Raw genomic sequence first — 26,315 nt, forward strand, 5'->3', positions numbered from 1 at the left:
ATCAACATGGGACAGCCATGTCTTTTCACTTAATTAAGCAACAAAGCCTTAAAAATTAACCAGTTAGGGCGTAAGTAGAATTCATTTGTCTCGTTATTCTCCAGAAAGAAAAGAAACCATACTCAAGAAATTGTTGCCGCCATATCCTCGCTCCATTTCGGAAGTGGCGAAAGAAGAAGGCATCCCTGAAGCGACACTGTACAATTGGCGTAAAGTATTGAGATAGAAAGGGGCAGCAGTACCTAGTAAGAAAACATCGCCAGAACAATGGTCAGCACAAACGAAGCTCGCTGTCGTTGCTGAAACCTACACGATGACCGAGCATGAACTCAGTACGTACTGTCGTTCAAAGGGGCTCTACCCAGAGCAGATTCACACTTGGCGTGAAGAGTGTTTACACGGTTTTAGGTCATCGAAAGAAAAAGACGCTGAAGCGAAACAGCAGTCTCGAGCGGACAAACTGGAGATCAAAGCTCTGAAAAAAGAGCTTCGATACAAAGAGAAAGCCTTAGCCGAAACCAGTGCGCTATTAGTTCTGCGAAAAAAGCACGGGGAAGAGGACGAGGTCGATTAACGTCAACCGATAAAAGGCAAGCGCTGATAAGTCTTATACATGAAGCGGTCGACAACGGCAGTCGTCTGCCGAAAATCGACCTAAGAACATATCGAAGGTGGTATCGAGGCGGAAAAGTCCAAGAAGATCAGCGCCCACTGGCTGTTCGCCCAGAACCAGCTAATAAGTTAACGGAGAAAGAAAGGTCAGCCATATTGGACGTATGCAACGCACCTGAATACGCCGCCCTTCCTCCAACACAAATCGTCCCTACGTTACTTGATAAGGGAGTTTACTTAGGCTCAGAATCTACGTTTTATCAAACCTTAAGACAGGCAGGTCAGGTTGAGCACAGAGGACGTCAACGTGCTCGCAAGAAAGTGGCCAAGCCGAGCAGTTATACAGCGACGGCACCGAAACAGGTACTGACGTGGGATATTACTTACTTGCCAAGATCGGTGAGAGGTCAGCACTACTATCTGTACCCTCCTTTACTTTAGGACCTTAGCACTCCAAGCATGGCTGATAGTCATGTGAAGTGGTAGGGGGAGACCATCTCATCACCTTAACAGGGCGCTGGCGGATCTCCTCATAAATCTCCCAGTCCACAGGTATGCGTTAGGCGTTGATATTCCACCATTGCCCAGTGATATTGGGACTCTTGTATTCGATATCTCCTATGACACCGTACTTCCTTACCAAGCCTAGGAATGGAGAGCACCCGACGATATTTGATGGTGTTGGCTTGAAAGTCATAATGCCATTTGGCTTGCATGGTGATTAAGCCATTCCACCACATGATGATTTCGGCCATTAATGCCATAAGTAATAAAATATCAATACGCTTGGTGCAGCGAGTTCGATTATGACGGAGCGCCAACCCGTAGGCAGGGCTTTTTAGATCTCGGAACGACTCTTGTATAAGTAAGCAAAGCACTTAAGCGGTGAGCGTTTAGCCAGTTGGCTTTCCCCTAAAAACTTCGGCTTATTTGTTGCTTGAGGATAAAACGTTTTATTCCATTGCCAAGAGTCTTCGCCACACTTAATCGAGACTTCGCCACGTACACGTCCAAGCCAGAACCAACCCTTATTGGCGACTTGCCGAAACCATGTATTTCTAAAACCTGCGTCGGAGACAATGATAGGCGTGCAACCTTTTGGGAGCAGAGATTGCAGGTTATCGAGAAAGTGTTGGTGGCTTTTGGGTGAGTTATAGTTTTTATACTCAAATGCCTGCTCATAAAGTGTGACGGCGCGTCCTTTAACAGATACCGAAGCGCGTAATGTCATATAGCGCAGTTGCTCTCGAACATCCGACCAATCAACCAGCACCACGGGAAATGGATTGGCACGTGTAATAAAGGAGGCATGCCATTTATATATGGATTCTTTTTCACGATGTAGATTGCGATTACCAAGTAGTCGGTCGATACGTTTGATAGCATGTTTCACTGTGGTATCAGTGTCGAGAGCTCTTCCAATTTTGGTGAGTGTTAGGTCAGAGCCATCAAGAACCGCTTTGGTTGCAAGCATCAGAGATCTAAGTCGTTTTTTGTGAATTTCAGGGCATTGATCCTCAATAGCTTGCTGTAGAATTTGAATATCGCGCATCGTTAGGGTTCCCTATTAAATCCATTTAATCAGGTGTGTTTTTGGCGAAATTCATTAGATCAGAATGAGCGATGTGCGTCTACTCATTGTTTTATATAGAAATTATGAGGGGATTCGTAAGAATTGGGCGTTATGTACTTGGAGGAACTATGAAAAGTGACGGTTGTCCAGTTTGTGGTTATCCGGATTTCACGGCATTAGATAGCTTCGGTAATACAACATTTGAAATTTGTGAGTGCTGTGGATGTGAATCTGGACTTGAGTATCAATCTGATTCTTCTTATGAACATTTGCTCGAACTACGTAGAGGCTGGTTGTTTGTAGATCCTAAGCATTGGTGGGAGAGAGATAGATAAACCTAAAAACTTTAACCCAATTATCCAGTTAAAGTTAAGTAAACTCATTGATACGCTAACAGATGACGAGATTGCCAAAATACGTACATAACAAACGTTCAATACGTCAACTTTCTTGCTAAATGCTTGGTCTATTTACTAAGCATTTTAATTAGCGGTTGAACATTTAACATATCATCCGTAATGCGAAGCTAGAAATAGAAACGCTGTCAGCGCAGGTTTAAGATGTCACATTCAGAAGAGGACCCCAATGGTTGGACACATAAGCTAATATCTTAAGTGGTTGATCCAGCTCATACAGCGTATCTCTGCCTACCAAAGTAGGCTTCATCAGGGGTGAGGTCATTGAGTCCCTGATGGTTACGCTCCTCATTATAAAACACCATGTAGTGGCCGATTTCAAGCTCTGCTTCTCGGGGCGTGGTGTAAGCTTTTAAGTAAACCTCCTCATATTTCAGGCTTCTCCATAATCGCTCGATGAAAACATTGTCGACCCAGCGTCCTTTCCCATCCATACTTATCCTGACTCCATGGTCGATTAGCTTCTGTGTGAATTCGGTGCTGGTAAACTGACTGCCTTGATCTGAGTTGAAGATATCTGGCGGCCCATAATATTTAAGCGCGTCTTCAAGGGCTTCGATACAAAAGCTCGTGTCCATCGTGTTGGATAGCCGCCAAGACAGCACCTTTCGGCTATACCAGTCGATAATGGCGACTAAATACAGGAATCCCTTAGTCATCGGGATATATGTGATGTCAATCGCCCAAGCTTGGCTCGGGTAAGTGACTTCGATATCACGCAAAAGGTAGGGATAAACCTTGTGTGCTTTGTTCGCTAGGGTCGTTCGAGGCTTGGGATAGATAGCCCCAATGCCCATGTCTCGCATGAGCCGAACGACACGTTTACGATTAACGTTATGGCCTTCTTTAGACAACTCATTTCGAATGCGTCTGCTCCCCATGAACGGATATTGAAGGTGAATTTCGTCAATCATGCAACGTAGTTCAATCTCTTCAGCAGAGAGTCCTATGGGTTGATAGTAAGCAGTAGAGCGAGCAATACTGAGAAGCTCACACTGGCGCTTTATTGGCAATTGGGTGGATTTAACCAGCGAGCTCTTCCGCTGGGCTCGGTCTAACGACCGAGCACTTTTGCCAAAAAATCATTTTCCATGGTCAGTTGACCGATCTTCGCGTGCAGTTTGTCCACTTCTTCAGAGCTGTCCTTGCCTGACTGGCTTTCAGAGGCAAAAATCATGGCTGCATTTTCGAGCAGTTCTTTTTCCATGTAGAGATTTGGTTAGCGTGAAGGTTGTATTTCTGAGCTAACTCAGCGACAGTTTTATCACCTCTAGCAGCATCAAGCGCCACCTTAGCTTTAAAGTCGGGTGAGTGGTTTCTACGTTTTCTAGTCATAATCTGTTCCAGTATTTTTAGGTACTATACAAATAGATCAATCACTTAAAATCATGTCCGAAAATTGGGGGGCCACTTCTCCCACGGGCTTCCAACCAAGAGTAGAATCGACTTCGAGAAATCGATACACCACGTTCGTTTAGTTGCCTAAGAATTTCAGCTTTGGTGGCCTTTGTGTCGAGAAGGTTCAATATAAACGCTGTATGCTCATCAAGCCTTGATTTCACCTTCTGCCCCTTCTGACGACCAGATGATAGCCCTTTGGTCTTTCGTTTAGCGTGGTCAGTTTTAGCTCGCTCAGAGCGCTTCTGGGCTTCTACAGCGCTGGCAAAAGACTGCCTAATAACCGTAAAAATGATTTCAGCATTGTCAACGTTCTCTGAGTTTATGACGGTGTCGCTGTATGCTAAATGTAGCTCACCGTATGAGGTTATTTGACCAATGGCACCTACTGGCTCCACAACTCTATGGCGACCCAACCGAATGATATTCGATACAATGATACTTTGTTGAGAGGTGATGAGAGAAAATAACTTCCGCTCGCTCAACTCTGTCTTGGTGGCAGACTCGTGCTCTTCTATCCAATCCGTTATTTGTATGCCACGTTTAGCAGCGTACGCCTTGATAGCTTCTCTTTGTGACTCGCCATCGGCTCTTTGTGAATCTGATACTCGAATGTAGCCAATCATGCCTGCCCCCAAGTTAAGAGTTAATTGCTCATGGAAGCTTGTTTGCTGTTTAGGTAGTCTAATACGACTTCATGGTGATCTTTGGTCTTGAACTTGTTAAATACATGCTCAAGGTTACCAGACTCATCAATCAGGAAGCTTGTTCGTACTACCCCCATATTTTCGCGACCCATAAATTTCTTGAGTTGCCAAACATTGTACTTTTCACAAACTGTGTGGTCTTCATCGGCTAGCAAAGTGAAGTTAAGCTCTTGCTTGTTGATAAAGTTAGTTAATTTTTGCGGTGTGTCTGGACTGATACCAAGAACAACAACATTGTGGGCATCTAACTCAGCTTTAGTATCTCGTAACCCTTTAGCCTGAACTGTGCAGCCAGGTGTTGAAGCGCGTGGGTAGAAATAGAGCAGTACCTTTTTTCCCTGAAACTCGGATAGCGTCACTGGGTTATTGTCTTGGTTATTCAGGGTAAAATCTGGTGCGATTTGTCCAGCTTCGATTGCCATTGGTTTTGTCCTTACTTTCTCAATTAATGGTATTTGGCGTAGCGTTATTCGCTACGTCCTTTTTAGTGCATTTTTATTACGTTAGAGTGTACGTTTTTATCGTTAATTTAGTGTCCTGTCTAGTGTTTACTCCAAACAGGACAGTTTTTAAATAGGGGTGCTCACTACTTCGGCTTTCTAAATTGGTGTGCAACTACATTATCTAGGCGAGTCGAGACTATTTTATCCATAGCTTTTTCTCGCTGACTCTCATGCAGCATATCCATAAGCTCTTGAACTACTTTCACATGAATAGCTGCTTGAGTAGCCAATGCCTCTTTATGGCTTTGAGCCTCATCGTAATACTCTTTTTTCTTCTTGTTGGCTTGAGTCCGCTCACCTTTGAGTGCCTTTATTTCCTTTTGAAGCACTTCAATAGGGGAGTCTGTATTCTCATCTTGAGCAACTTGTACTTCTAATGATTTGTTTTTTATCATCAGAACGACATCGCTGTGTCTTCTTAGTGCGCCAGCAGAAAGCCCTGCTTCTTTTTCAACGCTACTGTTGTTGATTTTGAGTTTGCCTTTACGTGCCTTATTACGCAGCTCTCTCGATGTTAGTTTTGATACATCGCCGCTCAGCAGCCTTTCTAATGCGTCAATTAGTTTCTTTTTTGTTGCCTGTGACATTATGAAACCACTCCAAATGGGATGAGTAAATCCGCAACTTCATTAGGGAAAACAACAGGTTCATAGTCGATACCTAAATCACTCATAATACGTTCAGCCGCTTGAATCTTAGCGTAAGATTGAGCGGCAGTTTGTGGGGTGAGTTCATTATTTTCAATATCGTAAAGCATGTGAATTTCAGCTTCTTTACGCATCGCCTCAGCGAATACGGCATCCACGATGTAGTCATTCTTGCAATCTACACATTCAAGTAGGTTAACAAGCGTTCTTAATCCACAAGTGGTTGAAGTGCAATATATTCCAGGCGCAACCGCATGAAGGTGTCGTTTTTTATCTCGAAGTTGCTTTTCCCAGAAATTAAGAGAAAGCATGTCATTATCCACTTTATCTTTGAATAAGTTACGGTCTGTTTTGGTCATGCTTTTAGCAAACTCTTTGCCTTTACCGCCTGCAACTCTTTCCTTGTTTGCCAGTTTCTCATAGATACTCAAATAGACACGAGCTTTTTGGTTGATTCGCTCGTTATCAATTTCGTTCGCAAGTGTCTTTTTCTTTTGCCTGATTTTTTGAAATTTACTGGCATTTTTAGCGTAATGCCGTGTCATTGCCATAGACACATGACTGAACTGTTGTTTGAGTTGCGGGAAGTGACATAGCTCAAAGCCTATCAAGTAGTAAGCAAAGGAGCGGCGAAGTTGGTGTGGTGTAAATTCGTAATTCTTACCCACTTCAAAAGATAAGTTAGGGTCGGATACTTTTAGGTCAATTAAATCTGCATTGGTGAGCGTAAGCTCTTCACCCATTACATCTTTAAACCAGTCTGGAGATTGTCTTCCAATTTGGTTTTTAGATATTTCACTAAAGTCCTGTTTTGTTTTATGAAAGAAGGATTGTGAGCTAGGATGTATTTTTCTAAGTGGTGTATGCATCGCTTGAAGGACTTCATAAGCTTTCATGCCAATTTCGGTAGTGACAAACTCATCTTGAATTGATTGAGAGCCTTTTGCTGTCTTTGAAAGGTTTGCATGGATAACGTATATAGTTTGGCGGTCAATGATATCCTCTGTACAGCCCTGAGCGGTATTCAGGTTATACATTTCATCGCCTCTCATTCCTGTTCTTGCCATTAAACCCCATATACAGCCACCGTTGAGCTTTTTGAAAAGTGCTCGCGCCTCTTTTAAGTTGGTGATTGTCCACTGCCCAATCGTTAGTTTTCGCTCTGTGTGGAACCTATCTAAATACTCGTTCAGTATCTTTGGATTATGAAGCTCTAGGAGAGCCAGTGCCTCTTGTTCATTTGGTGCGTTAAGTGCGGTGAAGGCTTGCTGGAAAGCGATAGTGCGCTTTTTATTATTTATATTCTTTTCTAAATACCATGTAATATCCCCGTTCTTTTTTCTAGCCTCACCACTGACAAGATACTTAGCATAACCATCATAGGCTTTGTCTACATACGAGGTGATGTAATCTGCCAGTTGCTCTAGCTCGTGACGCACAGCATAAGCCTGATTAATTAGTTCTTCCGATTTTTGAAGCCCCATATAGTAGAGCCTTTGTGGAATGACGGTATATTGTTTAGCTTCTTTAATAGTTAAACCAAAATCTGAGGCGCTAAGCTTTTTGTTTAAATTAACCTCAAAGGGTAAACCTTTGGCATCTTTGTAAAGGCGATTTAACCCGTTGTAAATTTTAGATCTTTTGAAGTTGATATCGGTAAAGCCCGTTAGCACCCAAGTTTCGAGTAGTTCAAAGTTAAGCGCTGATAGTGTGTCAAACCCTTCATTTAAAAGCGGCTTGATGACTTTTTTTAGATCAGTTAGCGCCGTATAAAGAGTGGCAAAGGAGTGGTTATGAGGTGAAAGCCACATCATTTTAAGGATGAGAGTTATAAGCTCAAATTTTAGGTTGCGCTCAATTACTTTACCATCGTTGGTAAAATCGAGGGTTTGGTACCTCTCTGGTTGCGGCTCAAAATGAGGTTGCAAGTTCTTCCAAGCCTCATTATTACCAATTTTACCTAATGATTCACCTGTCACCGTAAAGCCTATATCAAGCGCTTCGAGTTCATCCCAATCCCCGCGTTCTATCGCTGGCTTTAATACATCCATTAAGTAATTTGTATGAGCGCCAACGCTTTGTTGCGCTTTAAGAAGCTTGTTTTGGTGTTCTGGGTCAGAGAGTTTTATCATGTGAGCCTCCGCAATTACATCAATAGAATGGCATGGTCGATGGACACCCTTGGATGACGACCTTGGGTATTGAATTTTTTCATGGCTTCATCGAATACATCGTCACTTGCTCCATCTAGCGTATACTCATACGCTTCGATTCTTTCTAGAGCATCCCCTTTCGAGTCAGGAAACATATCAAGACCTTCCTTAAAAACATCGATGGTTGAAATAAGCTTATAAATAGCGTCAACGTCATCCACCGCTTTGGCAGATTGGCACTTGTGGCACATATCAAACTCGGCGCAAGGTAAATCCACACCTAGCGCGTAGTTCGTTTCTCGCTGTGTGTTCTTACCATCAATCATGACTTGCTTCCCATCACAAGCAATTCCATTGGGGTTAGTTTTACGCTTTTTCTCACCTTCCTCGTATGTCAGTATCGGAATGCCGCGCCTTTCAGTCACAGTAGCTTTTGCTTGCTCCAAGTCATTATCAAAGAGGTTTTCAATGACTTCGATACTTTGAGAGAGAATCACTTTATTAAGTGATGGAAGCCCGTTTGCGTAACTTCTCTCTATTGTGTCTCGTTTGTTTTGGAGCAGGCTCTGAACGGCTTGAATACCGCCCTCCGCATAGGCTTGATTGCTGCTCATTTCTCGCCAGCGACTTGATTGAAGGGAGATATAGTAATGGTTGGATTCAATAGACCAAGTATGCATGAGATTTCCCGAAATGGGGCTAATACCTTCCCAATCAAGAGGAGCGCCCCTCGAAGAGGTTCTTGTTAAAAGCATTCGTTCGTGCCTCTTAGGCTGCCTGTCTGCTTTTTCTTTCGCAAATTGCTCAATATCTTTAATAAGCGTTAAATCAGAAGCGGGAACTTTGAAATACCCAACTTCGCCACTTCTATAGTTAAAAGAAACGGTAACATTGCCATTGCTATCAATTTCGGAGTAGGTAAGTGGTAGTAAAATCCCTTTAAGTGGCAAGTCGGTGTAACAAGACAAAATGCAGTAGGCACTGTTGGTCGCCATTTTCCCAGCCACAGTTTTGGAAGTTGGTTCTACCTCTCTAAGCACAACCGTGCGACCTAAATGACTCACGGTCTTTTTTAGCGTGATGGTTTGTTGGTTTCGGTAGGCGTAAAACAACTCTTTAAACCAAGGCAGGTTGCCCGCTCGATAGGGCGATAGCAGGTGCAATTGGTTAAAGAGCTTCTTATTCACCTCTCTTAAATTAAAGGCATCAGTGACCTCTGCGTTATCGTTGAGAGTAAAAAGTAACTCAGAGCCATCCTCACCACTGCCGTAGAGTTTGGATAACCGCTCTAGCAGCTTTATAAACTTCACGCCATCGCGCTTATCAACGTCAAACGACTCCCCCACCAAAAGGGCATCGACTTCGCTGCTTGAACGTGCCTTATAGCTTGAGACCTTGACTACTTGTAAGCTCTTATCTCGCTCTGATGTTTTAACATCAATGGGGTGGGCAATTTGACGAATGTTGCTGTCATTCAGTGAGGTGAAAAAACACATTAAATGATAGGCAGCGCCCATCGCAAGGTTAAAAGCTGAGGCTGGATTAACAGCAGTGCCATTTTTTTTGGGCACTCCTTTTCTCACTTCTAATGAAGTCGGAATTTGAAGTGTTTCCTCATTCAAGCCAAGGCTAATGATAAGAGGTAGGGTGTCGGGTAAAGGTGTGCTGCTTTCTTTCGCAGCAATGAGCTGAGGCGCAAGGGTGAAAAATAATGCTTCTAATCGTTCTACTAGAAGCTTTTCTTCTTCATCAGAGTACCCCTTAAAGGGTGCCCTTTCCCCTCCAAACCCTCGGTGATTATTAGCCCAATCGGAAACAGATAAACCGCACCATTCAAGTGCAGTGCGAAGTGATGAAAGTATTCCAGATGCGCTTGATTCTTTAATGCCTAACTCATCACCATCATTGTATTCCCACAGGCGTTTTGAAGGGGTAAATGTCTTGATGCGATGCCTTAACTCTCCATCGTTGCCAGCATATTTCAAATAGCCATTTTCGGTGAATGGGGCAGCATTTATCGCATCACAAAAAGAAAGGTAAGCGCGTAAGGTCTCGAAGTGCCTTGTGACGGATTTTGCTGACTTACCATTCTTGACATATTGTTGAGCTTTTTTGCAAAAAGACCTGATAAATACGGTTCGACTGTCTATTTTTTTGTTTTCTTTGTTACACCCTAAATGTAATAGGTGAGAAACATCGAACTGCTCTACTTTTGTTGATTTAGAGTGCTTATAAGGAATCTCAAGGTTCAAAGGAACAACGTTTTGGTTGTTTCGCACACGCTTGACGGATTTGGACTGTTTTGCGATTTTACTTTTCGCCATTACGACCAACCTCCGTTTATTTTGAGGTTTTTAGCCTTAGCTGTGCTGATTTGGTCGTCCAGTTTATTCATGTACTGAATGTACTTTTCAGTGGTCGATGTACTGACATGCCCCATCAATTCTGCTAACTCACCCATAAGGTAGTCATAACTAACACTTCGCTCTTTTGATTCCTCCCAAAGCCAGTGGGTCGCAAAGGTAGAACGTAAATCATGAATTCGGTAATACCAAGAGGAATCCACTTCGCGAATCTGCTTTCTAAGGTTTGAAAAGTGCGTTTCTAAGGTATTGGCTGAGTAAGGCACACCTTTGTTTGAAAGAAATAGGTACTCAACGGTGTCTATTGCGCTGCCTGCCTGAATAAGCTCATTGCGCTTGTTTAGGTTTTTAAGTTGCGTATGACTTTCTTTGTGTATCTCTAGCTCTTCGTACAGCTCTATGGGAATTTCTACGGTACGCGCCTTACTGCCTTTAGTGTGAGTAATATTGACAGGTACAGTTTCTAAATCACCGAAGTCAGCGTTACCGATATTGTGAGCGGGGAAGTGAATGGCTTCATCAATTCTAAGTCCTGCTTCAACACATAGGCGAAAGATGAGCTTTGTCGTCTTTGGGAGTGACACTATATGTTCATTAAATAAAGACTTGTGTTCAGGGTGCATCGGCTTGAGTTTTTTATGAGCAGGCGTATTTTGTTTTTTAGGAAACATCTTCATGATATTGGACGTTTCATAGGTACGTTGAGAGCCAGATTTTGTATGAGCCAGCATATCGTGCTGGTTTAACTCCTGATGGACTGTTTCTATGGTGTAGTGGGTAACGATATTGTCATCGTTCTTTTTGATGTAGCCGTATTTCTGCATCCACTTATAGAAACCAATTACTACGCCCATATAGGTGCGTGCGGTAGATAAACTAAAAGCCTCGCTGCCACTAGAACCCTCAATATCATTGCAGTTCGCAAGCAGGAACTCAGCAAAACGCCAAGGGGCGCCTTCCTCTTCGTACTTTGATAGTGTTTTATACGTTAGATATTCGCATGGTATTTCATGACCATCTTCATCAACTTGAGAGTAGTGAGTCGAATCTAAATACCGAGTGAAAGCCAGCAAACCTTTTGCAATTGAACCTGTGTCTTTTACCGCCGCTTCACCACGCAATTTAGATACTAGGTAAAGAGATTGTGGGTAAACCACCCTACCGTCAGGGGCAACGATGATATCGGTTTTCTTTATGCGTGATTCTAGATTGGAAGGAGAGAGGTCGGGAGAGTATGTCACTTCTCCTGGTTCAGTATCAGTATTTGTAAAGACTTTAAGCTTTGCCAATGTATCGACTTCGATAGAAAGAAGTCGGTAGTCATCATAAACATCAGAACATTTTTCTTTGTACGTTTCTATCACAAAACAATCCTCGATATGCTACCCACACATCAAAGATAGATTTGTCATAAAAATACATCAAGGTTTTTTGTCATTCTTTTTTTCTAAGGGTAAACTTCTTCTCGCCCCAAACACCAAACTGGTCAGCAATGGCATGGTCTTCGTCAGAAAGTAGCGTGAAGTTTAGCTCGTCGCGCTCAATGAACTTACCTAGGCGTTTTACTGGATCGATACTCACACCCAATACCACAACGTTGTGTGCGTCTAGTTCTGCTTTTACATCACGCAGACCTTTTGCTTGAGTCGTACAACCTGGTGTCATCGCTTTTGGGTAGAAGTAAAACAGTACTTTCTTACCTTTGAAGTCACCGAGAGAAACGGTGTTGCCATCTTGGTCGAGCAAAGAGAAGGCTGGCGCTGGCGTGCCTGCTGTCAGCGTATTCATCATTATTTCCTTTACTTATAGATTGTTTTTAATGAAATTCAGAGAACCTTGTACGTTGAGCGTGTTACAAAGTTCATCGAAATCTTCTTGTAATTGCATCAAGTTACAATCTGCACTTACTGAAGCGGTGATTGCAATGTGGAATTGGTCGGCATCCAGCTGGATCTTTGATTTACTGATTGTTTGCGCACTAAGTGATTGTAGGCCAATCTGTTTATCGGCAAAGAATTGCGTAAACTTCTCGGTTAAACCGATGCGGTCTTCTGATTCAATAAACACTTCCATGGTGTAACTGTTATCGAGCAACTCATGGGCTGATGTGCGTTTCATGATGGTGATGAGGTCGTGTTCTTGCCCAAGAAGTGGCAATTGCGTTTCGACACGAGTGACATTACTGGCGTTACCAGTAAGCAGCATGATAAGGGTAAATTCGTTACCAAAGATAGCGATACGGCTATCGACAATGTTACAGCCAGCTTGTGTGACGAGCTTAACCACTTGGTTACATATGCCCGGACGATCCGTTCCAACCGCTGTAAGTACCAGATGTTGCTTCATAAATGAGCTTCTTGTCCTTTCTTCAATAGAGAGATGTTAGCACAGATATGGAGTAGAAATGTCGAGTCAGTTCTTTTTTTAAACTTGTTAAAACGCTTTGTTGATTTAGTGAACAGTTTGCTGATTGCGTGCACTATTAATTCACTCAACGCTGACTTGAGCTTCTCGGCGAGAGAGTATATTCCGCGCCTAATTGAAAGCGGTGAGAAATCCTTGCTGCAACGAACACGATTATCAGAATGGCTAGGATTGAGAACAAAATTCACATTTTAGTTGCTAGACCTCTAACAACTGATAATTATTCATTCATTTGTACTTTGTAAGCGAGTTTACGCTCTTGTGTTTTTCAATCGCATTACAGTACCATGCAGAAAGAGTTAAATGAGGGAGATAAACATGTTTTCAGGAAGTATCGTAGCGCTGATTACACCACTAAAAGCAGATGGTGAAGTAGACTTTGATAGTCTACAAAAGCTTGTTGAGTACCATGTTGAAGCTGGTACAGACGGTATTGTTGCAGTTGGCACCACTGGTGAGTCAGCGACTCTAACCATTGAAGAGCATGTAAAGGTCGTAAATAAAACCGTTGAATTCGCAAACGGTCGTATCCCAGTGATTGCTGGTACGGGAGCAAATGCAACCCACGAAGCAGTTACATTTAGCAAATTATTGGCTGATTCTGGTATTGCTGGCTTCCTGAGTGTAACGCCTTACTACAACAAACCAACTCAAGAAGGTTTGTTCCAACACTACAAAGCAATCGCAGAAGCGAGTGATGTACCTCTAATTTTGTACAATGTACCGGGTCGCACTGCGGTAGATATGTCGCCTGAGACAGTGGCACGCCTGTCAAAGCTTGATAATATCGTGGCATTGAAGGATGCGACGGGTGATTTAAGCCGAATTGCACTTCACCGTGAACTTTGTGGCGAAGATTTTATCTTACTAAGTGGTGATGATGCGACGGGTCTAGAATTTGTTAAACTAGGCGGTCACGGCGTTATCTCAGTAACGAACAATATCGCGGCTAAAGACATGGCAGACATGTTCCATTTGGCAGGTGAAGGTAAATTTGAAGAAGCAGAAGCGATCAACGATCGTCTGATGACTCTGCATAAAAACCTATTCGTTGAATCAAGCCCGATCCCAGTGAAATGGGCAGCACATAAGCTTGGTTTGATTGAAGAGGGTGAGCTGCGTCTTCCTTTAACCCCACTTTCTGAAAAATCGCAGCCAGTTGTGGAACAAGCGCTAACAGACGCCGGTATTTACTAGGATTGAAGTTCATGCTGAGGGTGGTAAAGCCCTCAGTGTTTTAGGAGTATAAATGAAGCTTTCAAGCCAGTTAGTGTTAAGCTCACTAGCTGTATTCGTATTGACTGCCTGTTCAGGTGGTGCCAATCAGCGTCGTCAAGCAAAGGACGACTTCGAGTATTTGAACACGCCTGCTCTTGAAGAGTGGAGTGTACCGGCAGGTGCTCAACCTCAGTTTTACCCGAACTACCGTATTCCTGAAGGAAACTACGCTGGTGGTATTGGTAAAGATGTTGATATTCGTCCGCCTCAGCAAGTATTGGAATTGATCCCTGGTGCTCGCCTAGATCGCAGTAGCGACGGTGAAGTAACACTATGGCTGCTTCGTAAGGATGAACTGGATAAAGTTTGGAAGACCGTTCAAGAGATGGTTGCAGAGAACAAGATCCCAGTTGAAAGCCAAACGGATAACCGCATCGAAACAGGTTGGGTGACTTGGAACTCTCCTGATGAAGAGATGGAAATCGGCAGCCGCTACGAGATTACTCGCGGTGAGATGAATGGTCGTCATGGCTTCAAGGTAAGCTTGATTGACTGGCGTGAAGGCAACCAAGTCAAAGAAGTGACACGTACCAACCGTGAGCGTTACAACGTGTTCATGACCAACTTGGTAACGGCACGCTACGACCAACACGTACGTGAAGAAGCGCAACGTAAAGCACAAGAGCTAGTGAAACACATCCCAATTACCATGGGTAAAGATCGCAGTGGTCTGCCAGTTATCATTGCTCGTGCACAATACAATGTCGTGTGGAACCGTCTGCCTGATATCATGCCGAAGATGGGCTTTAAGATTGAAGAGCGCAGTCAGTCGCAAGGTACAGTGACAGCGAAATACGCGTCACCGGATGATGCGTTCTGGAATGACATTGGTGTTAAGCCAATCGATCTAAACTCTGGTACTTACACCTTCTTGCTTGGTGATCTAGGTAACCGTACTTCTATCAACATTACTGATTCGTCTGGTAAGCCAGTAGAAGAAGAGTTCTTGAAATCACTTGCGCCAGTACTGGCTGCGGTTGTGAAAGACTAACTTCGCTACAAATAAGTAGATTTGAATAGTAAAAAAGGGACCGCAATGGTCCCTTTTTGATTGCTTACTTGATGTCAAATGTTGAAGAGTGCATCAAGTGCGAGAGATTAGCGATTTTCGTCTTTCTTCTCGCTTTCCTCTCCATAGCGTTCTTTGTCTAGTTCGTTCAGCTTATCTAAATCGTTTTTTCGACTTTTATCCATCTGACCAAACTTCATTTTTGCGGTGTACTTAAGCGCAGCAATGTTACCAACCACGATACTGAGCACTATGATGATAATGACCCAGGGGTTGGTGAGAATTTCGATCATAGAGCCTCCGGCGGCGTGATGTTGTGAATAAATTGGGTGATAACCTTATCCAAATTATTCAATATGACATCCATCCCTGCAATGCTGTCGATCTGATTTTGCTGAATTAACTGAGTTTTCAGCAACTCTGGTGTTAACAATGACAGGCATTGTTGCCCTACAGATTTGTGGCTGATGTGCCAAGGTTCGATGGCGACACCGCCTAAGTCTTGTTGATAAGGGAAAAAGAACCCAAAGCTATCGAGGTTATCGACTAACCATTGATAGAAAGCACGCTGATGACCTTCGAGATACTCCCATGGTTCCAATTGTAATTGTGTATCAGCGGGTAATAAGTTACGCGCATAAACATCAAAATCACACCCCCAATGATGGCGACTTCCTCCGGGTAAGGCGGACCAACGAAGAATCGCAGTGAGCTTTTCTTCGTCATTGAGTAGAGTTTTGTCGAGCGGTTGTGAATCGGAATCGAGGATCTTCAGTTCACCTGCAAACTTACCGTTCCAGATTGCTTTCTGACGGTTAAAGTCACGGAACCCACTGGCGATCTCCATCTTAAAGCCTGATTGTGTGGCGGCTTCAATCATGTTTAGTAAGTCGTCAGCCACTTCAGGGTGAAGCAGAAAGGCTTTTTGACCCACTAATGTGGATTGCAGATGGGAATCGGTCATTCCGGTAAGTTGCTCTGGCGTCATGGCACTCTCGTTAATTGTTGCATGTTTCGTTATGACACTATTGTGCGAGTAAGTGTTTCAACGTGTTTTGGTACATGTCCGTTAATTTCTCAAGGTCATCGACTTTTACACATTCGTTCACTTTGTGGATAGTCGCGTTCACCGGACCAAGCTCAACCACCTGACCGCCCATGCGTGCGATAAATCGACCATCAGACGTTCCGCCCGTGGTGAGCAACGCAGGCTTCGTGCTGTTGACTTCATCGACGGCAGCAACGACTGCGTCAAGCAATGCTCCAGTATCGGTGAGGAACGGGTCACCATTGAATGTCCATTTCAGATCGTAGTTTAAATCGTGTTTGTCGAGTGTTTGGGTCACGCGGTCAACAATGATTTCGTTGCTGAGTTCTGTGCTAAAGCGCAGGTTGAACTGCACGTTAAATTCGCCAGGAATCACATTCGATGCACCAGTACCAGCAGAGACATTCGGGATTTGGAAGCTTGTCGGTGGGAAGTAATCGTTGCCTTGGTCCCATTCTGTCGTAGCAAGTTCATGAATGGCTAATAGTGATTGATGAACCGGATTATTAGCAAGGTGAGGGTACGCCACGTGACCTTGTGTTCCTTTTACCGTTAAATCACCCGTGATTGAGCCACGACGACCATTCTTAACTACATCTCCCACAACTTCAGTGCTTGAAGGCTCACCAACGATGCACATGTCGATGTTCTCGCCACGAGCCATGAGCGTTTCAACGACGCGAACGGTGCCATTAATGAAAGGACCTTCCTCGTCTGAAGTGATCAAAAAGCCAATCGAACCTTTATGGTCTGGGTTTTCTGCAATAAAGCGTTCAACCGCGACCACCATACAAGCTAGAGAGCCTTTCATGTCTGCTGCGCCACGCCCGTGAAGGTAACCGTCGATAATGGTTGGTTCAAAAGGAGGTGTGTCCCATTGCTCCAATTTGCCTGCTGGCACGACATCTGTGTGTCCGGCGAAAGCAAACAGTGGTGCTTCTGTACCTCGGCGAGCCCAGAAGTTTGTTGTGTCTTCAAACACCATCACTTCGATTTCAAAACCAAGCGCTTTTAATCGCTCGATCATTACTTCCTGACAGCCTGCATCTTCAGGCGTTACGGACTGGCGGCTGATCAGGTCTTTAGCGAGTGCCAGTACTGGACTGTCTGTCATCCTTGATTGTTCCTTTAATTAAGAGTTAAAAATGGTCGCGTATTGGTCTGCTTTGAAACCAATATGAAGTTGGTCTTCAACTTTCAAGATTGGGCGCTTAATCATCGCTGGGTTTTCTACTAGCAGCGCGATTGCGTTTTCTTCGTTAAGAGAATCTTTTTGTTCTTGAGTCAGCTGTCGGAAAGTCGTGCCACGTTTATTCAATACTTGTTCCCAACCCAGCGCGTTACAAAATTCAGTCACCATTGCCGCATCGATACCTTGTTTGCGGTAGTCGTGAAAATCAAAAGCAACGTTTTCCGCTTCTAGCCATTTCTTGGCTTTTTTAATCGTGTCGCAGTTTGGGATGCCGAACATGGTGATCGTCATATTATTTCCTTTTCTCTTTGTGCTTTACTTATCGGTTTGCGCTATGGAACGCCCGATTTTGCATTGTTTTTGGCTGTTCAAGCATCCTATCAAGAAGCAACCACTGTGACAAAATCATGCGGCGAATATTTCACAGGTCAGTGCTCTATTGGACCGTGCTCAGTCGTTCATTCCTCCACCAAACAGCGATAAGAATGATAAAAAACTTGGCTAAATAGCACGGAAAAGTCGAGTTATTGATCAAACGCAACATCTTGCTGAGCAAAAAAGAAATAATGAATCAGCACAATTTTAGGAGGTGTCAATGGAATTGAGTCCTGTTTTTGCAAGGCGGCTATATTTGGCCTTGTTGGTGGAAAACCTAGAAAGGCCAAATGTACCAAAATTGATCGAAAGAACGGGGTGGCCTCGTCGTACTATTCAAGATGTACTCAAGGCATTACCGGGGATCGGCATCGAACTCATCTTCGTTCAAGATGGTCGACGTCATAACGACGGCTATTACCAACTTTCGGATTGGGGACCTTTTGACAGTCAATGGGTTCTTGAGCGAGAGGGAGATATTGCTAGCAGTCTTGGATTTCGTGCATAAGCCAGCAATTGCTGGCTTTTTTTACGTCTGGGAAACGCTTATTGGCAGCGGTAGGCAGTACCAAGCACACTGAAGGAAGTAGCAAAGTCTTGTGGGGCGATCATGTAAACCGTATCGGCATTGAGCAATACTGCATTGTTTTTTAGGTCGACCATGGCTCCATGCATCATGGCGTCATTGGTGTAGAACAAGTAACTGTACCAGTGACCTTCGCTGCCAGTGACTTCACCTAAATACTCGCATTGATCCGGATTGAACTGGCTATCAAAGCGAATCTGAACGTCATCACTTGATGCCGTTGGTAGCGTTGATGGTGACGAACAACCCATCAAAGCCAATGCGATGCCTCCTATCATCACATAACGCTGCATATTATTTCCCCATCATGATGTAAGCCGCGAAACCAATCCAGCTCAGAACCAATAGTGCCCAAGGTAATACAGCTGGTTTGCTCGTTGGTGCTTCAATATTTGCTGATTCTTGTTCAACGACGTCATCACGTTGACGCTGTTTTTCTCTCTGTTGTTTCTTCTTCGCTTTGTCTGCTTGTCGATTGCGTTCTTTCTGCTGTTTTTTATACTGCGCGATGCCTTTCTCAATGCCCTGAGCAATCAGTTTGGTTTGCTCTTTCGTTTGACCGGGTTTTTGAGTGGACTTTGCAATCTTCATCGCTTCAGTTTGCGTTTCTTGGGAAGGAACGGGTGCTGCTGTGTTTTTCTTTTTCATGTTTCTTATCGACGTCGCTGTAAATCTAAACCTAGTTTACCTGCGTACGATGATGAAATGAACTTTAGTTCTCAGCTTTGCTAGGTTGCAACTCTGAAACGATCGGTTAAAGTGGCGTTTTTATGAAACTAAGAAGACGAGATTGTGCGTTACTCATTTGATCAATATGACGCTCATGGATTTTTAAAAGCGCCGATTATGTTATGGCTAGGATGGATGTTCCTAGCGCGCTCTTGGGTGGTGTTTGCCATGGCAGGAGTGAGTAGAGACAGCGGTAGCAAGATACTATCGATTGTGTACCCCGATTCTAATACGTTATACCTCGGACTATCGATGGGTATCCCAAGTCTATTATTGATGTGGTTAATGGGCTTGCGGCATCCAGAGCGAGGGTGGGTGAATCAAATTACCCAGCATGGTCGTGCCATGACTTTGATCTTGTGCGGTATTCAACTGGCTCAGACCATGTATCATGTCTACCTCGAACATGGTGTATTCAATTGGGCGAATGCGCTCACAATTACCTTGTTAACTTGGTTTATGATCTATCTTCTAAATGGAAGATGGGTAAAAGACTGCTTTAACGTGCCACAAGTTGAGCACAAAGAAGAACAGCCATCAAAAAATTAAAAACAATAATTCCCGCATGGGGCAATGTATAGAGGATATCTCAATGTCACAAGCTCAAACGGCGATTGTGCCTGAAGCAGGACCATTTGCACTTTACACTCAGTTAAAAGTGAACCAAAACCGTGAAAACGTACTGGCAAAACTAAAAGCGCTACCTGAGCTAGTAAATGAGCTCAATGCGAACCAACCAGGTGCTGATTTGACGATTTCTATCGCATTCACGAAATCTTTTTGGCAGCACCTAAACATGCAAATGCCAGAAGAGTTGATCGACTTCCCTGAGTTGGGGGAAGGTGACGTATTTGCGCCAGCAACAGACGTGGATGTCTTGATTCACTGTCACTCAACTCGTCACGATTTGCACTTCTATGTACTGCGTAAATTCTTAGTTGAAACTGCAGAAGATGTGACGGTAGTGGATGAAACTTACGGTTACCGTTACCTAGATGCTCGTGACATGACGGATTTCGTTGATGGCACAGAAAACCCGAAAGGTGATGCGCGTGCTGACGTTGCATTGATCAAAGACGGCGCTTTCGCTGGTGGTAGCTACGTGATGGTTCAACGCTTTGAGCACAACTTGCCTGCATGGAACCGTTTGAACGTATCTGCACAAGAGAAAGTCATTGGTCGTACTAAGCCAGATTCTATTGAGCTAGAAGACGTGCCAGCGGCTTCTCACGTAGGTCGTGTAGACATCAAAGAAGAAGGCAAAGGTCTTAAGATCGTTCGTCACAGCTTGCCTTACGGCACAGTAACTGGCGCACATGGTCTTCTGTTCATCTCTTATTGCAACACTATCCACAACATCAAAGTGATGCTAGAGAGCATGTACGGTGTTACCGATGGTAAGACTGACCAACTGCTTCGTTTCACCAAAGCAGTAACAGGTGCATATTTCTTCGCTCCTTCACAAGAAATGCTAGCGGAATTGGCGATTAAGTAATTCTTCGCCAACCCTCCAATGATTAAAAAGGCAGAGTGTTCTGCCTTTTTTGTTTCCCCTCATTCTTGCCTGATAAGACTAACGGACCGTCAGTGGTCTTTTGCCATCAATAGCGCCTTTCTCTAGTTCGTAAAGTGGGCTAGTACTGTGACTGCTCCAGCGATGATCTTCGCGTGACTTCTTGCGATATTGCGTTGGCGTTACACCAATATAATTCTGAAAAGTCTCATAAAATCGGCTGCTAGAATTAAAACCTACCGTTAAAGCAATATCTAAAATTGTCCGGTCAGTATCACTCAACAGTGCTCTGGCGTGGTTAATCCGCATTGCCGTGATATATTGCTTGATGGTCATCTGCATGGTTCGTTGGAACACGTTCATCGCGTAGTTAGTGTGCAGCCCAATGTGCTCTGCTATGTCTTTTATCGTGACCGGCTGGTTATGATGGGTGGCAATGTATTCCAGCATTTGACTGACGTAAAACTGCGAGTGTTTGGAGACGCCTTTCCTGGTCGATTTTTCTTGTCGATTGATACTCAGTTGTTGCCAGCCATCTAAACACATTCTTTTTAACATCAAGCCAATTTCATCAATCGCTAATTGCTGGCGACTTTCCGAAGAGTGGTTTATTTCTTCTGCCCAGCGTGCTAACTCAAACTCACTGACTAATGAACTGGCGTTTGATTGCAGCACACAACCATGGGTGATCTGATTGACGAAGTCTCGATTTAGCGTCCAAGACATAAAGTGGTGAATCGGAATATTGATGATCCCCATATTATGACTTTTGCCCGGATTGGTGAGCCGATGAGGAACTGACGCCCAAAACAATCCTATCGAGCCTGCTTTCACTACGACTGGGCTGCCATTAATGATGTACTCGACATCATCACCAAAAGGAATGTTGACCTCTACTTGTCCGTGCCAGTGATAACCCGGCATAGAGTGAGGCGGTCTAAGCTCGATATCGATTTTTTCATAGGATGAGTACAGCGAAAGTGGGCTTACAGAAACCGTTTCGGAAGAATACTTATCTTGAATCACCACTTTCAATGTATCTAACTCTGCCTTGGACTCTACCTTCGCCATCGCCCACCTCTTAGGAAACTGTATAAGTTATTTGTACTAAATCTGTTGAAACAAAACTCAGAACAGCTTCAAAAACACCGATTACTCTGTTTTATAAGATTTTGGTTATGTGACTTAAATCGCCGTAATAACTAGCCTCAGCGTATCTTCCCACCTTCTTTATCCGTGATTTATACAAAAATATCCCATTTCCTAAGATTTTTTATTGGTTGATTTTAAATATTAGGAAACGGGAGAGTGATTGGTTTATCTGAGACGAATTCGGTCTTGCGGCAGGTGTAACTTAAATGCATCGAAACAAAAGTATGAAAGCAAAAAGGATTCAACTATGAAAAGCCCTAAAATCACATTCATCGGTGCGGGTTCTACGATTTTTGTGAAGAACATTCTTGGCGATGTGTTCCATAAGCCGGCCTTCAAAGGGGCGCAAATTGCCTTGATGGATATTGATGAAATCCGCTTGGAGGAATCACACCTAGTAGTAAGCAAGTTGATGGAATCATCCGGTGCGACGGGGACTATCACTTGTCACTTAAACCAAAAAGAAGCATTGCAAGGCGCAGACTTTGTCGTTATCGCATTCCAAATCGGTGGGTATGAGCCATGCACTGTAACGGACTTTGAGGTTTGTAAGCGTCACGGTTTGGAGCAAACCATCGCCGACACATTAGGTCCAGGCGGCATCATGCGCTCACTGCGCACGATTCCTCACCTTTGGAGCGTGTGTGAAGACATGACTGAAGTGTGTCCAAATGCCATCATGCTCAACTACGTTAACCCAATGGCGATGAACACATGGGCGATGTATGAGAAATACCCTCACATCAAACAAGTGGGCTTGTGCCATTCCGTGCAAGGGACGGCGGAGGAACTGGCTCGCGACCTTGATATCGAATATTCAGACCTTCGTTACACCTGTGCAGGCATCAACCACATGGCGTACTACCTGACACTCGAAAAGAAAAACGAGCAGGGGGAATATGTCGACATTTATCCTGATTTGCTTGAGGCATTTGAATCAGGCAAAGCGCCGAAGCCGGGTTTGCATCACAACGGTCGCTGCACCAACCTAGTCCGCTACGAGATGTTTAAGAAGTTGGGCTACTTTGTGACGGAATCATCAGAACATTTTTCTGAATACACCCCATATTTCATCAAACCAAATCGCCCAGATCTGATTGAACGTTATAAAGTGCCACTTGATGAATATCCTAAGCGTTGTGTAGAACAAATTGCTGATTGGAAAAAAGACCTCGAAGACTTCAAAAACGCGGATCAAATTACCGTCAAAGAGTCGCATGAATACGCGAGCACCATCATGAACTCGATTTGGACAGGCACGCCAAGTGTTATCTACGGCAACGTGAAGAATGAAGCGTTAATTGACAACTTGCCACAAGGTTGTTGTGTGGAAGTGGCTTGTCTGGTGGACGCAAACGGCATTCAACCTATCAAAGCTGGTCGATTACCAAATCACTTAGCGGCATTAATGCAGACCAACATCAATGTTCAGACTCTGCTGACGGAAGCCATCCTCACTGAGAACCGAGATCGTATCTATCATGCTGCCATGCTTGATCCTCATACCGCGGCAGTGCTTGGACTCGAAGAGATTTATGCTCTTGTTGATGACTTGATTGAAGCACACGAAGGTTGGTTGCCAGCGTGGGTGCATCAGTAAATCCTGAATCACAAAACCAATATCAATAAAAACGACAATAACGTGAATATACTGCGCCCTCTCGATGAGGGGGCGTAAGGAGTAACAAATGAGTATCTCTATGAATACCAAGCTAAGCTACGGCTTTGGCGCATTTGGTAAAGACTTCGCTATCACCATCGTTTACATGTACTTGATGTTCTACTACACCGATGTTGTTGGTATTTCGGCTGCCGTGGTGGGAACCATCTTCTTAATTGCGCGTATTTGGGATGCAGTGAATGACCCAATTATGGGTTGGATCGTGAACAATACCCGCACACGTTGGGGTAAATTTAAACCTTGGATTTTAATTGGCACCATCACCAACTCAGTGGTGCTGCTCATGCTGTTTAGTGCGCATCACATCGAAGGACCATGGCTTATTGCTTATGCAGCAGTGACTTACATTTTATGGGGCATGACCTACACCTTAATGGATATTCCTTTCTGGTCACTGGTTCCAACACTCACTCTGGACAAACGTGAGCGTGAAGAGCTCGTGCCATACCCTCGATTCTTCGCTAGCCTTGCATGGATTGTTACCGCCGCAATCGCAATGCCGTTCGTCAATTATGTCGGTGGCGACGACAAAGGATTTGGCTTCCAAGTGTTTGCCATTTTGCTTGTCGGTTGTTTCCTAGTCTCAACGTATATCACGTTACGTAACGTGAAAGAGCGTTACTCAACTAGCAACCTCGACGTGACGAAACCTGAAGAAAAAGTCTCGCTGAAGAAGCTCCTCTCGCTTATCTACAAAAATGACCAGTTAACGAGCGTGCTTTGTATGGCACTATCATACAACCTCGCAACCAACATCATCACAGCATTTGCGGTTTACTACTTCACCTATGTGGTCGGAAATGAGGAACTTTTCCCTTACTACATGGCTTACGCTGGTATCGCGAACCTAATTACACTGGTGTTGTTCCCTAAATTGGCGCAAATGTTTTCACGTCGAGTGTTATGGGCATGTGCGTCTAGCTTCCCAATCTTAGGCAGTGCAGTCCTTATCTACGTAGGCATGTACGACAAACAAAGCATTCTGCTGATTTCTACAGCGGGCGTGTTATTGCAAATCGGTACGGCGCTATTTTGGGTGCTGAACGTCATTATGGTGGCGGATACAGTGGATTACGGTGAGTACAAGCTAGGTTCACGCTGCGAGAGTATTGCTTACTCAGTACAAACGCTGGTGGTTAAAGCAGGTTCAGCTTTTGCGGCTTTCTTCATTGGTATCGCACTGACCGCAGTGGATTATGTACCGAACATGGAACAGAGCCCTGAAACCGTCTTTGGCATGCAATGCATCATGGTTGGGCTGCCAGCGTTCTTCTTCGCTATCGCTTTGGTTGTGTACTTCCGCTTCTACAAACTCAACGGTACTTATCACCAAAAAATTCAGGACCATCTGACCGAGAAATACGACCATATTACGACGCAAGAGACGTCAAAAGACCTTACGCGTAAATCTGCCAAGCCGGCAGAAGCACTCTAATCCTACACAGTCAGCGTAAGCTTATTGTTTACGCTGACCTATCAGCACAACGCTCCACCTTTTTGTTTCTCCATCTCTTTTCTCAAAAAACACTAAACCTTTATTTAATTTGGTCGATAAGTATTCAAAGCCTTAATTTTAGGACCCTTTATTCGTGGCGATCACCGTTAATACCAATGTGGCAGCACTTGTCGCACAGCGTCATTTGACCAGTGCAACTGACATGCTGAACCAATCCATGGAGCGTTTGTCTTCAGGGAAGCGTATTAACAGTGCAAAGGATGACGCTGCGGGCCTGCAAATCTCCAACCGCTTGCAATCGCAAATGCGTGGTTTGGATGTTGCCGTGCGTAACGCGAACGACGGCATTTCCATCATGCAAACAGCGGAAGGCGCGATGAATGAAGTGACCAATATCATGCAGCGCATGCGTGATTTGTCGCTCCAATCTGCTAACGGTTCAAACAGCAAAGCAGAACGTACAGCACTGCAGGAAGAAGTTTCTGCACTTAACGATGAGCTAAACCGCATTGCAGAAACTACCTCTTTTGGTGGGCGAAAACTGTTGAATGGCAGCTTTGGTAAATCAGCATTTCAAATTGGTGCAGCGTCAGGTGAGGCGGTACAAGTAGAATTAAAGTCGATGCGCAGTGATGGCATTGAGATGGGCGGTTTTAGTTATATTTCAAACGGACGCGCAAGTTCTGATTGGCAAGTAAAAGATGGTGCAAATGAACTTAGCATGTCATTTAATAATCGTTTTGGTGAAACGGAAACCATCCAAATTAATGCTAAAGCTGGTGATGATATCGAGGAGCTTGCGACTTATATCAATGGTCAGACGGACAAAGTTACGGCGTCAGTGAATGAAAAGGGTCAGTTGCAGTTGTTTATGGCTGGTGAAGAAACCTCGGGTACTTTATCGTTCTCAGGTGATTTAGCTAGTGAGCTGGGTTTACAGCTGAAAGGGTACGATGCGGTTGATAACATTGACATTACGTCTGTCGGTGGCGCTCAACAAGCTGTGGCTGTCCTTGATACTGCGATGAAGTACGTTGATAGCCATCGTGCAGAGCTAGGCGCGTATCAAAATCGCTTTAATCATGCGATCAATAATCTGGATAATATCCACGAAAACCTAGCAGCATCGAACAGCCGCATTCAAGATACTGACTACGCCAAAGAAACCACGCAAATGGTTAAGCAACAAATTCTGCAGCAGGTAAGCACCTCTATTCTTGCACAAGCAAAACAAGCCCCAAACCTTGCTTTAACCTTACTTGGCTAAGGCATTCTACTTCGTGATTTCAAGACAAAATCAGCCTGTATCGACAGCGAGAAAAGAAGCTTTAGCGATAATTTGAAGTTTTTTTGCTTTTTTATCTGCTTCGTCACGATTACCCCTCCAAATGAAATTTTTTAAAAAATATCTAAATTTTTTCCTAAAGAAATCAGGGTATGCGCCGTTAATAAAAGTAACTTTGAGAGAACTACTTGGTTTTCCGAGACGTCGGAAACCGC

Annotated in this window: 26 protein-coding genes and 4 pseudogenes; 12 read left to right on the forward strand and 18 right to left on the reverse strand. The window is 44.1% G+C overall.

Features of this window, described 5'->3' with window-relative positions:
• The first annotated feature begins 85 nt into the window (after positions 1 to 85).
• The 3 genes and pseudogenes from AACR11_RS29890 (at position 86) to AACR11_RS19475 (ending at position 1,053) form a co-directional block, all read left to right on the forward strand.
• Positions 86 to 226 (forward strand): transposase, encoded by a 141-nt coding sequence (locus AACR11_RS29890; RefSeq protein ID WP_157619807.1) that lies wholly within the window; start codon positions 86 to 88, stop codon positions 224 to 226.
• 48 nt (positions 227 to 274) lie between these two features.
• Positions 275 to 574: pseudogene (locus AACR11_RS19470) on the forward strand (IS3 family transposase); the annotation flags it as partial.
• Between the two features lie 194 nt (positions 575 to 768).
• Complete coding sequence (locus AACR11_RS19475) at positions 769 to 1,053, forward strand: hypothetical protein (RefSeq protein ID WP_139374619.1); 285 nt, start codon at positions 769 to 771, stop codon at positions 1,051 to 1,053.
• 89 nt (positions 1,054 to 1,142) lie between these two features.
• On the opposite strand, the pseudogene AACR11_RS19480 reads toward AACR11_RS19475, so the two are convergent.
• Positions 1,143 to 2,164, reverse strand: a pseudogene (locus AACR11_RS19480) (IS4 family transposase).
• Between the two features lie 149 nt (positions 2,165 to 2,313).
• On the opposite strand from AACR11_RS19480, the gene AACR11_RS19485 reads away from it, so the two are divergent.
• The gene (locus tag AACR11_RS19485) at positions 2,314 to 2,520 is read left to right on the forward strand and encodes a hypothetical protein (RefSeq protein WP_223295762.1); all 207 of its coding nucleotides are present in this window, start codon (positions 2,314 to 2,316) and stop codon (positions 2,518 to 2,520) included.
• Between the two features lie 293 nt (positions 2,521 to 2,813).
• On the opposite strand, the pseudogene AACR11_RS19490 reads toward AACR11_RS19485, so the two are convergent.
• The 9 genes and pseudogenes from AACR11_RS19490 to AACR11_RS19530 form a co-directional block, all read right to left on the reverse strand.
• Positions 2,814 to 3,936: pseudogene (locus tag AACR11_RS19490) on the reverse strand (IS3 family transposase).
• Between the two features lie 41 nt (positions 3,937 to 3,977).
• On the reverse strand, positions 3,978 to 4,625 hold the full coding sequence (locus tag AACR11_RS19495) for a recombinase family protein (RefSeq protein ID WP_079325026.1): 648 nt from the start codon (positions 4,623 to 4,625) through the stop codon (positions 3,978 to 3,980).
• A gap of 20 nt (positions 4,626 to 4,645) precedes the next feature.
• Positions 4,646 to 5,128, reverse strand: a complete 483-nt coding sequence (gene bcp / locus AACR11_RS19500; protein ID WP_017817788.1) for a thioredoxin-dependent thiol peroxidase — start codon at positions 5,126 to 5,128, stop codon at positions 4,646 to 4,648.
• A 164-nt stretch (positions 5,129 to 5,292) separates the two neighbouring features.
• Complete coding sequence (locus tag AACR11_RS19505; protein ID WP_017817789.1) at positions 5,293 to 5,796, reverse strand: hypothetical protein; 504 nt, start codon at positions 5,794 to 5,796, stop codon at positions 5,293 to 5,295.
• Entirely contained in the window at positions 5,796 to 7,988 is a 2,193-nt protein-coding gene (locus AACR11_RS19510; RefSeq protein ID WP_017817790.1) for a tyrosine-type recombinase/integrase, read from the reverse strand. Before AACR11_RS19510 ends, AACR11_RS19505 begins: the two co-directional genes overlap by 1 nt.
• Before the next feature lie 14 nt (positions 7,989 to 8,002).
• Positions 8,003 to 10,333 carry a hypothetical protein gene (locus tag AACR11_RS19515; protein WP_017817791.1) on the reverse strand — a complete coding sequence of 777 codons (2,331 nt, stop codon included), beginning with the start codon at positions 10,331 to 10,333 and terminating at the stop codon, positions 8,003 to 8,005.
• A complete protein-coding gene (locus AACR11_RS19520) occupies positions 10,333 to 11,736 on the reverse strand; it encodes a tyrosine-type recombinase/integrase (RefSeq protein WP_017817792.1) in 1,404 nt (467 codons plus the stop codon). Before AACR11_RS19520 ends, AACR11_RS19515 begins: the two co-directional genes overlap by 1 nt.
• Before the next feature lie 91 nt (positions 11,737 to 11,827).
• A pseudogene (bcp, locus tag AACR11_RS19525) lies at positions 11,828 to 12,160 on the reverse strand (thioredoxin-dependent thiol peroxidase); the annotation flags it as partial.
• A 15-nt stretch (positions 12,161 to 12,175) separates the two neighbouring features.
• The gene (locus AACR11_RS19530) at positions 12,176 to 12,718 is read right to left on the reverse strand and encodes a glycine cleavage system protein R (protein ID WP_005445342.1); all 543 of its coding nucleotides are present in this window, start codon (positions 12,716 to 12,718) and stop codon (positions 12,176 to 12,178) included.
• A gap of 396 nt (positions 12,719 to 13,114) precedes the next feature.
• Between AACR11_RS19530 and dapA the strand changes: the two genes are divergently transcribed.
• Positions 13,115 to 13,993, forward strand: a complete 879-nt coding sequence (gene dapA / locus AACR11_RS19535) for a 4-hydroxy-tetrahydrodipicolinate synthase (RefSeq protein WP_005445343.1) — start codon at positions 13,115 to 13,117, stop codon at positions 13,991 to 13,993.
• 52 nt (positions 13,994 to 14,045) lie between these two features.
• Positions 14,046 to 15,065, forward strand: a complete 1,020-nt coding sequence (gene bamC, locus AACR11_RS19540) for an outer membrane protein assembly factor BamC (protein WP_005445344.1) — start codon at positions 14,046 to 14,048, stop codon at positions 15,063 to 15,065.
• Between the two features lie 107 nt (positions 15,066 to 15,172).
• Here the strand turns inward: bamC and AACR11_RS19545 are convergent, their stop codons facing one another.
• The 4 genes from AACR11_RS19545 to AACR11_RS19560 are packed head-to-tail and all read right to left on the reverse strand — an operon-like array spanning position 15,173 to position 17,614.
• Positions 15,173 to 15,376 carry a DUF2897 family protein gene (locus AACR11_RS19545; RefSeq protein WP_005445345.1) on the reverse strand — a complete coding sequence of 68 codons (204 nt, stop codon included), beginning with the start codon at positions 15,374 to 15,376 and terminating at the stop codon, positions 15,173 to 15,175.
• A complete protein-coding gene (locus AACR11_RS19550) occupies positions 15,373 to 16,071 on the reverse strand; it encodes a M15 family metallopeptidase (RefSeq protein ID WP_005445346.1) in 699 nt (232 codons plus the stop codon). The genes AACR11_RS19545 and AACR11_RS19550 overlap by 4 nt, the downstream gene beginning before the upstream one ends.
• A gap of 37 nt (positions 16,072 to 16,108) precedes the next feature.
• Positions 16,109 to 17,245 carry a succinyl-diaminopimelate desuccinylase gene (gene dapE, locus AACR11_RS19555; protein ID WP_005445347.1) on the reverse strand — a complete coding sequence of 379 codons (1,137 nt, stop codon included), beginning with the start codon at positions 17,243 to 17,245 and terminating at the stop codon, positions 16,109 to 16,111.
• Positions 17,246 to 17,263: 18 nt separating this feature from the next.
• Positions 17,264 to 17,614 carry an ArsC family reductase gene (locus tag AACR11_RS19560; protein WP_005436871.1) on the reverse strand — a complete coding sequence of 117 codons (351 nt, stop codon included), beginning with the start codon at positions 17,612 to 17,614 and terminating at the stop codon, positions 17,264 to 17,266.
• Between the two features lie 304 nt (positions 17,615 to 17,918).
• Between AACR11_RS19560 and AACR11_RS19565 the strand changes: the two genes are divergently transcribed.
• Positions 17,919 to 18,206, forward strand: coding sequence for a winged helix-turn-helix domain-containing protein (locus AACR11_RS19565; protein ID WP_005445349.1), 288 nt, complete (start codon positions 17,919 to 17,921; stop codon positions 18,204 to 18,206).
• A gap of 38 nt (positions 18,207 to 18,244) precedes the next feature.
• On the opposite strand, the gene AACR11_RS19570 is transcribed toward AACR11_RS19565, so the two are convergent.
• Entirely contained in the window at positions 18,245 to 18,577 is a 333-nt protein-coding gene (locus AACR11_RS19570) for a DUF4156 domain-containing protein (RefSeq protein ID WP_005445350.1), read from the reverse strand.
• Between the two features lies 1 nt (position 18,578).
• The gene (locus tag AACR11_RS19575) at positions 18,579 to 18,932 is read right to left on the reverse strand and encodes a DUF2956 domain-containing protein (protein WP_009703444.1); all 354 of its coding nucleotides are present in this window, start codon (positions 18,930 to 18,932) and stop codon (positions 18,579 to 18,581) included.
• A gap of 144 nt (positions 18,933 to 19,076) precedes the next feature.
• Between AACR11_RS19575 and AACR11_RS19580 the strand changes: the two genes are divergently transcribed.
• Both AACR11_RS19580 and AACR11_RS19585 read left to right on the forward strand, forming a co-directional pair.
• Positions 19,077 to 19,562 carry a DUF2919 domain-containing protein gene (locus AACR11_RS19580; protein ID WP_005445352.1) on the forward strand — a complete coding sequence of 162 codons (486 nt, stop codon included), beginning with the start codon at positions 19,077 to 19,079 and terminating at the stop codon, positions 19,560 to 19,562.
• 43 nt (positions 19,563 to 19,605) lie between these two features.
• Positions 19,606 to 20,508 (forward strand): Dyp-type peroxidase, encoded by a 903-nt coding sequence (locus AACR11_RS19585; protein ID WP_005445353.1) that lies wholly within the window; start codon positions 19,606 to 19,608, stop codon positions 20,506 to 20,508.
• Between the two features lie 78 nt (positions 20,509 to 20,586).
• On the opposite strand, the gene melR is transcribed toward AACR11_RS19585, so the two are convergent.
• Positions 20,587 to 21,597: a transcriptional regulator MelR gene (melR, locus tag AACR11_RS19590; protein WP_029790799.1), complete on the reverse strand. Its 1,011-nt coding sequence runs from the start codon at positions 21,595 to 21,597 to the stop codon at positions 20,587 to 20,589.
• Positions 21,598 to 21,925: 328 nt separating this feature from the next.
• On the opposite strand from melR, the gene AACR11_RS19595 reads away from it, so the two are divergent.
• The 3 genes from AACR11_RS19595 (at position 21,926) to AACR11_RS19605 (ending at position 26,082) form a co-directional block, all read left to right on the forward strand.
• Positions 21,926 to 23,278, forward strand: coding sequence for an alpha-glucosidase/alpha-galactosidase (locus AACR11_RS19595; RefSeq protein WP_050923238.1), 1,353 nt, complete (start codon positions 21,926 to 21,928; stop codon positions 23,276 to 23,278).
• Positions 23,279 to 23,366: 88 nt separating this feature from the next.
• Positions 23,367 to 24,794: a melibiose:sodium transporter MelB gene (gene melB / locus AACR11_RS19600; RefSeq protein ID WP_029790801.1), complete on the forward strand. Its 1,428-nt coding sequence runs from the start codon at positions 23,367 to 23,369 to the stop codon at positions 24,792 to 24,794.
• 154 nt (positions 24,795 to 24,948) lie between these two features.
• The gene (locus tag AACR11_RS19605; RefSeq protein ID WP_029790803.1) at positions 24,949 to 26,082 is read left to right on the forward strand and encodes a flagellin; all 1,134 of its coding nucleotides are present in this window, start codon (positions 24,949 to 24,951) and stop codon (positions 26,080 to 26,082) included.
• Positions 26,083 to 26,112: 30 nt separating this feature from the next.
• On the opposite strand, the gene AACR11_RS19610 is transcribed toward AACR11_RS19605, so the two are convergent.
• Positions 26,113 to 26,315: hypothetical protein (locus tag AACR11_RS19610; RefSeq protein ID WP_079325028.1), on the reverse strand; the 203-nt coding region annotated here is incomplete at its 5' end.

Origin of the sequence: Vibrio sp. L85 (genome assembly GCF_963871815.1) — a bacterium.
Taxonomy (GTDB): Bacteria; Pseudomonadota; Gammaproteobacteria; order Enterobacterales; family Vibrionaceae; genus Vibrio; species Vibrio harveyi.

Excerpts from the sequence above, each read along its gene's own strand:
- AACR11_RS19485 (WP_223295762.1), top strand. The coding sequence starts at position 2,314 with ATGAAAAGTGACGGTTGTCCAGTTTGTGGTTATCCGGATTTCACGGCA.
- AACR11_RS19495 (WP_079325026.1), bottom strand. The coding sequence starts at position 4,625 with ATGATTGGCTACATTCGAGTATCAGATTCACAAAGAGCCGATGGCGAG.
- bcp (WP_017817788.1), bottom strand. The coding sequence starts at position 5,128 with ATGGCAATCGAAGCTGGACAAATCGCACCAGATTTTACCCTGAATAAC.
- AACR11_RS19505 (WP_017817789.1), bottom strand. The coding sequence starts at position 5,796 with ATGTCACAGGCAACAAAAAAGAAACTAATTGACGCATTAGAAAGGCTG.
- AACR11_RS19510 (WP_017817790.1), bottom strand. The coding sequence starts at position 7,988 with ATGATAAAACTCTCTGACCCAGAACACCAAAACAAGCTTCTTAAAGCG.
- AACR11_RS19515 (WP_017817791.1), bottom strand. The coding sequence starts at position 10,333 with ATGGCGAAAAGTAAAATCGCAAAACAGTCCAAATCCGTCAAGCGTGTG.
- AACR11_RS19530 (WP_005445342.1), bottom strand. The coding sequence starts at position 12,718 with ATGAAGCAACATCTGGTACTTACAGCGGTTGGAACGGATCGTCCGGGC.
- dapA (WP_005445343.1), top strand. The coding sequence starts at position 13,115 with ATGTTTTCAGGAAGTATCGTAGCGCTGATTACACCACTAAAAGCAGAT.
- bamC (WP_005445344.1), top strand. The coding sequence starts at position 14,046 with ATGAAGCTTTCAAGCCAGTTAGTGTTAAGCTCACTAGCTGTATTCGTA.
- AACR11_RS19545 (WP_005445345.1), bottom strand. The coding sequence starts at position 15,376 with ATGATCGAAATTCTCACCAACCCCTGGGTCATTATCATCATAGTGCTC.
- AACR11_RS19550 (WP_005445346.1), bottom strand. The coding sequence starts at position 16,071 with ATGACGCCAGAGCAACTTACCGGAATGACCGATTCCCATCTGCAATCC.
- dapE (WP_005445347.1), bottom strand. The coding sequence starts at position 17,245 with ATGACAGACAGTCCAGTACTGGCACTCGCTAAAGACCTGATCAGCCGC.
- AACR11_RS19560 (WP_005436871.1), bottom strand. The coding sequence starts at position 17,614 with ATGACGATCACCATGTTCGGCATCCCAAACTGCGACACGATTAAAAAA.
- AACR11_RS19565 (WP_005445349.1), top strand. The coding sequence starts at position 17,919 with ATGGAATTGAGTCCTGTTTTTGCAAGGCGGCTATATTTGGCCTTGTTG.
- AACR11_RS19570 (WP_005445350.1), bottom strand. The coding sequence starts at position 18,577 with ATGCAGCGTTATGTGATGATAGGAGGCATCGCATTGGCTTTGATGGGT.
- AACR11_RS19575 (WP_009703444.1), bottom strand. The coding sequence starts at position 18,932 with ATGAAAAAGAAAAACACAGCAGCACCCGTTCCTTCCCAAGAAACGCAA.
- AACR11_RS19585 (WP_005445353.1), top strand. The coding sequence starts at position 19,606 with ATGTCACAAGCTCAAACGGCGATTGTGCCTGAAGCAGGACCATTTGCA.
- melR (WP_029790799.1), bottom strand. The coding sequence starts at position 21,597 with ATGGCGAAGGTAGAGTCCAAGGCAGAGTTAGATACATTGAAAGTGGTG.
- AACR11_RS19595 (WP_050923238.1), top strand. The coding sequence starts at position 21,926 with ATGAAAAGCCCTAAAATCACATTCATCGGTGCGGGTTCTACGATTTTT.
- melB (WP_029790801.1), top strand. The coding sequence starts at position 23,367 with ATGAGTATCTCTATGAATACCAAGCTAAGCTACGGCTTTGGCGCATTT.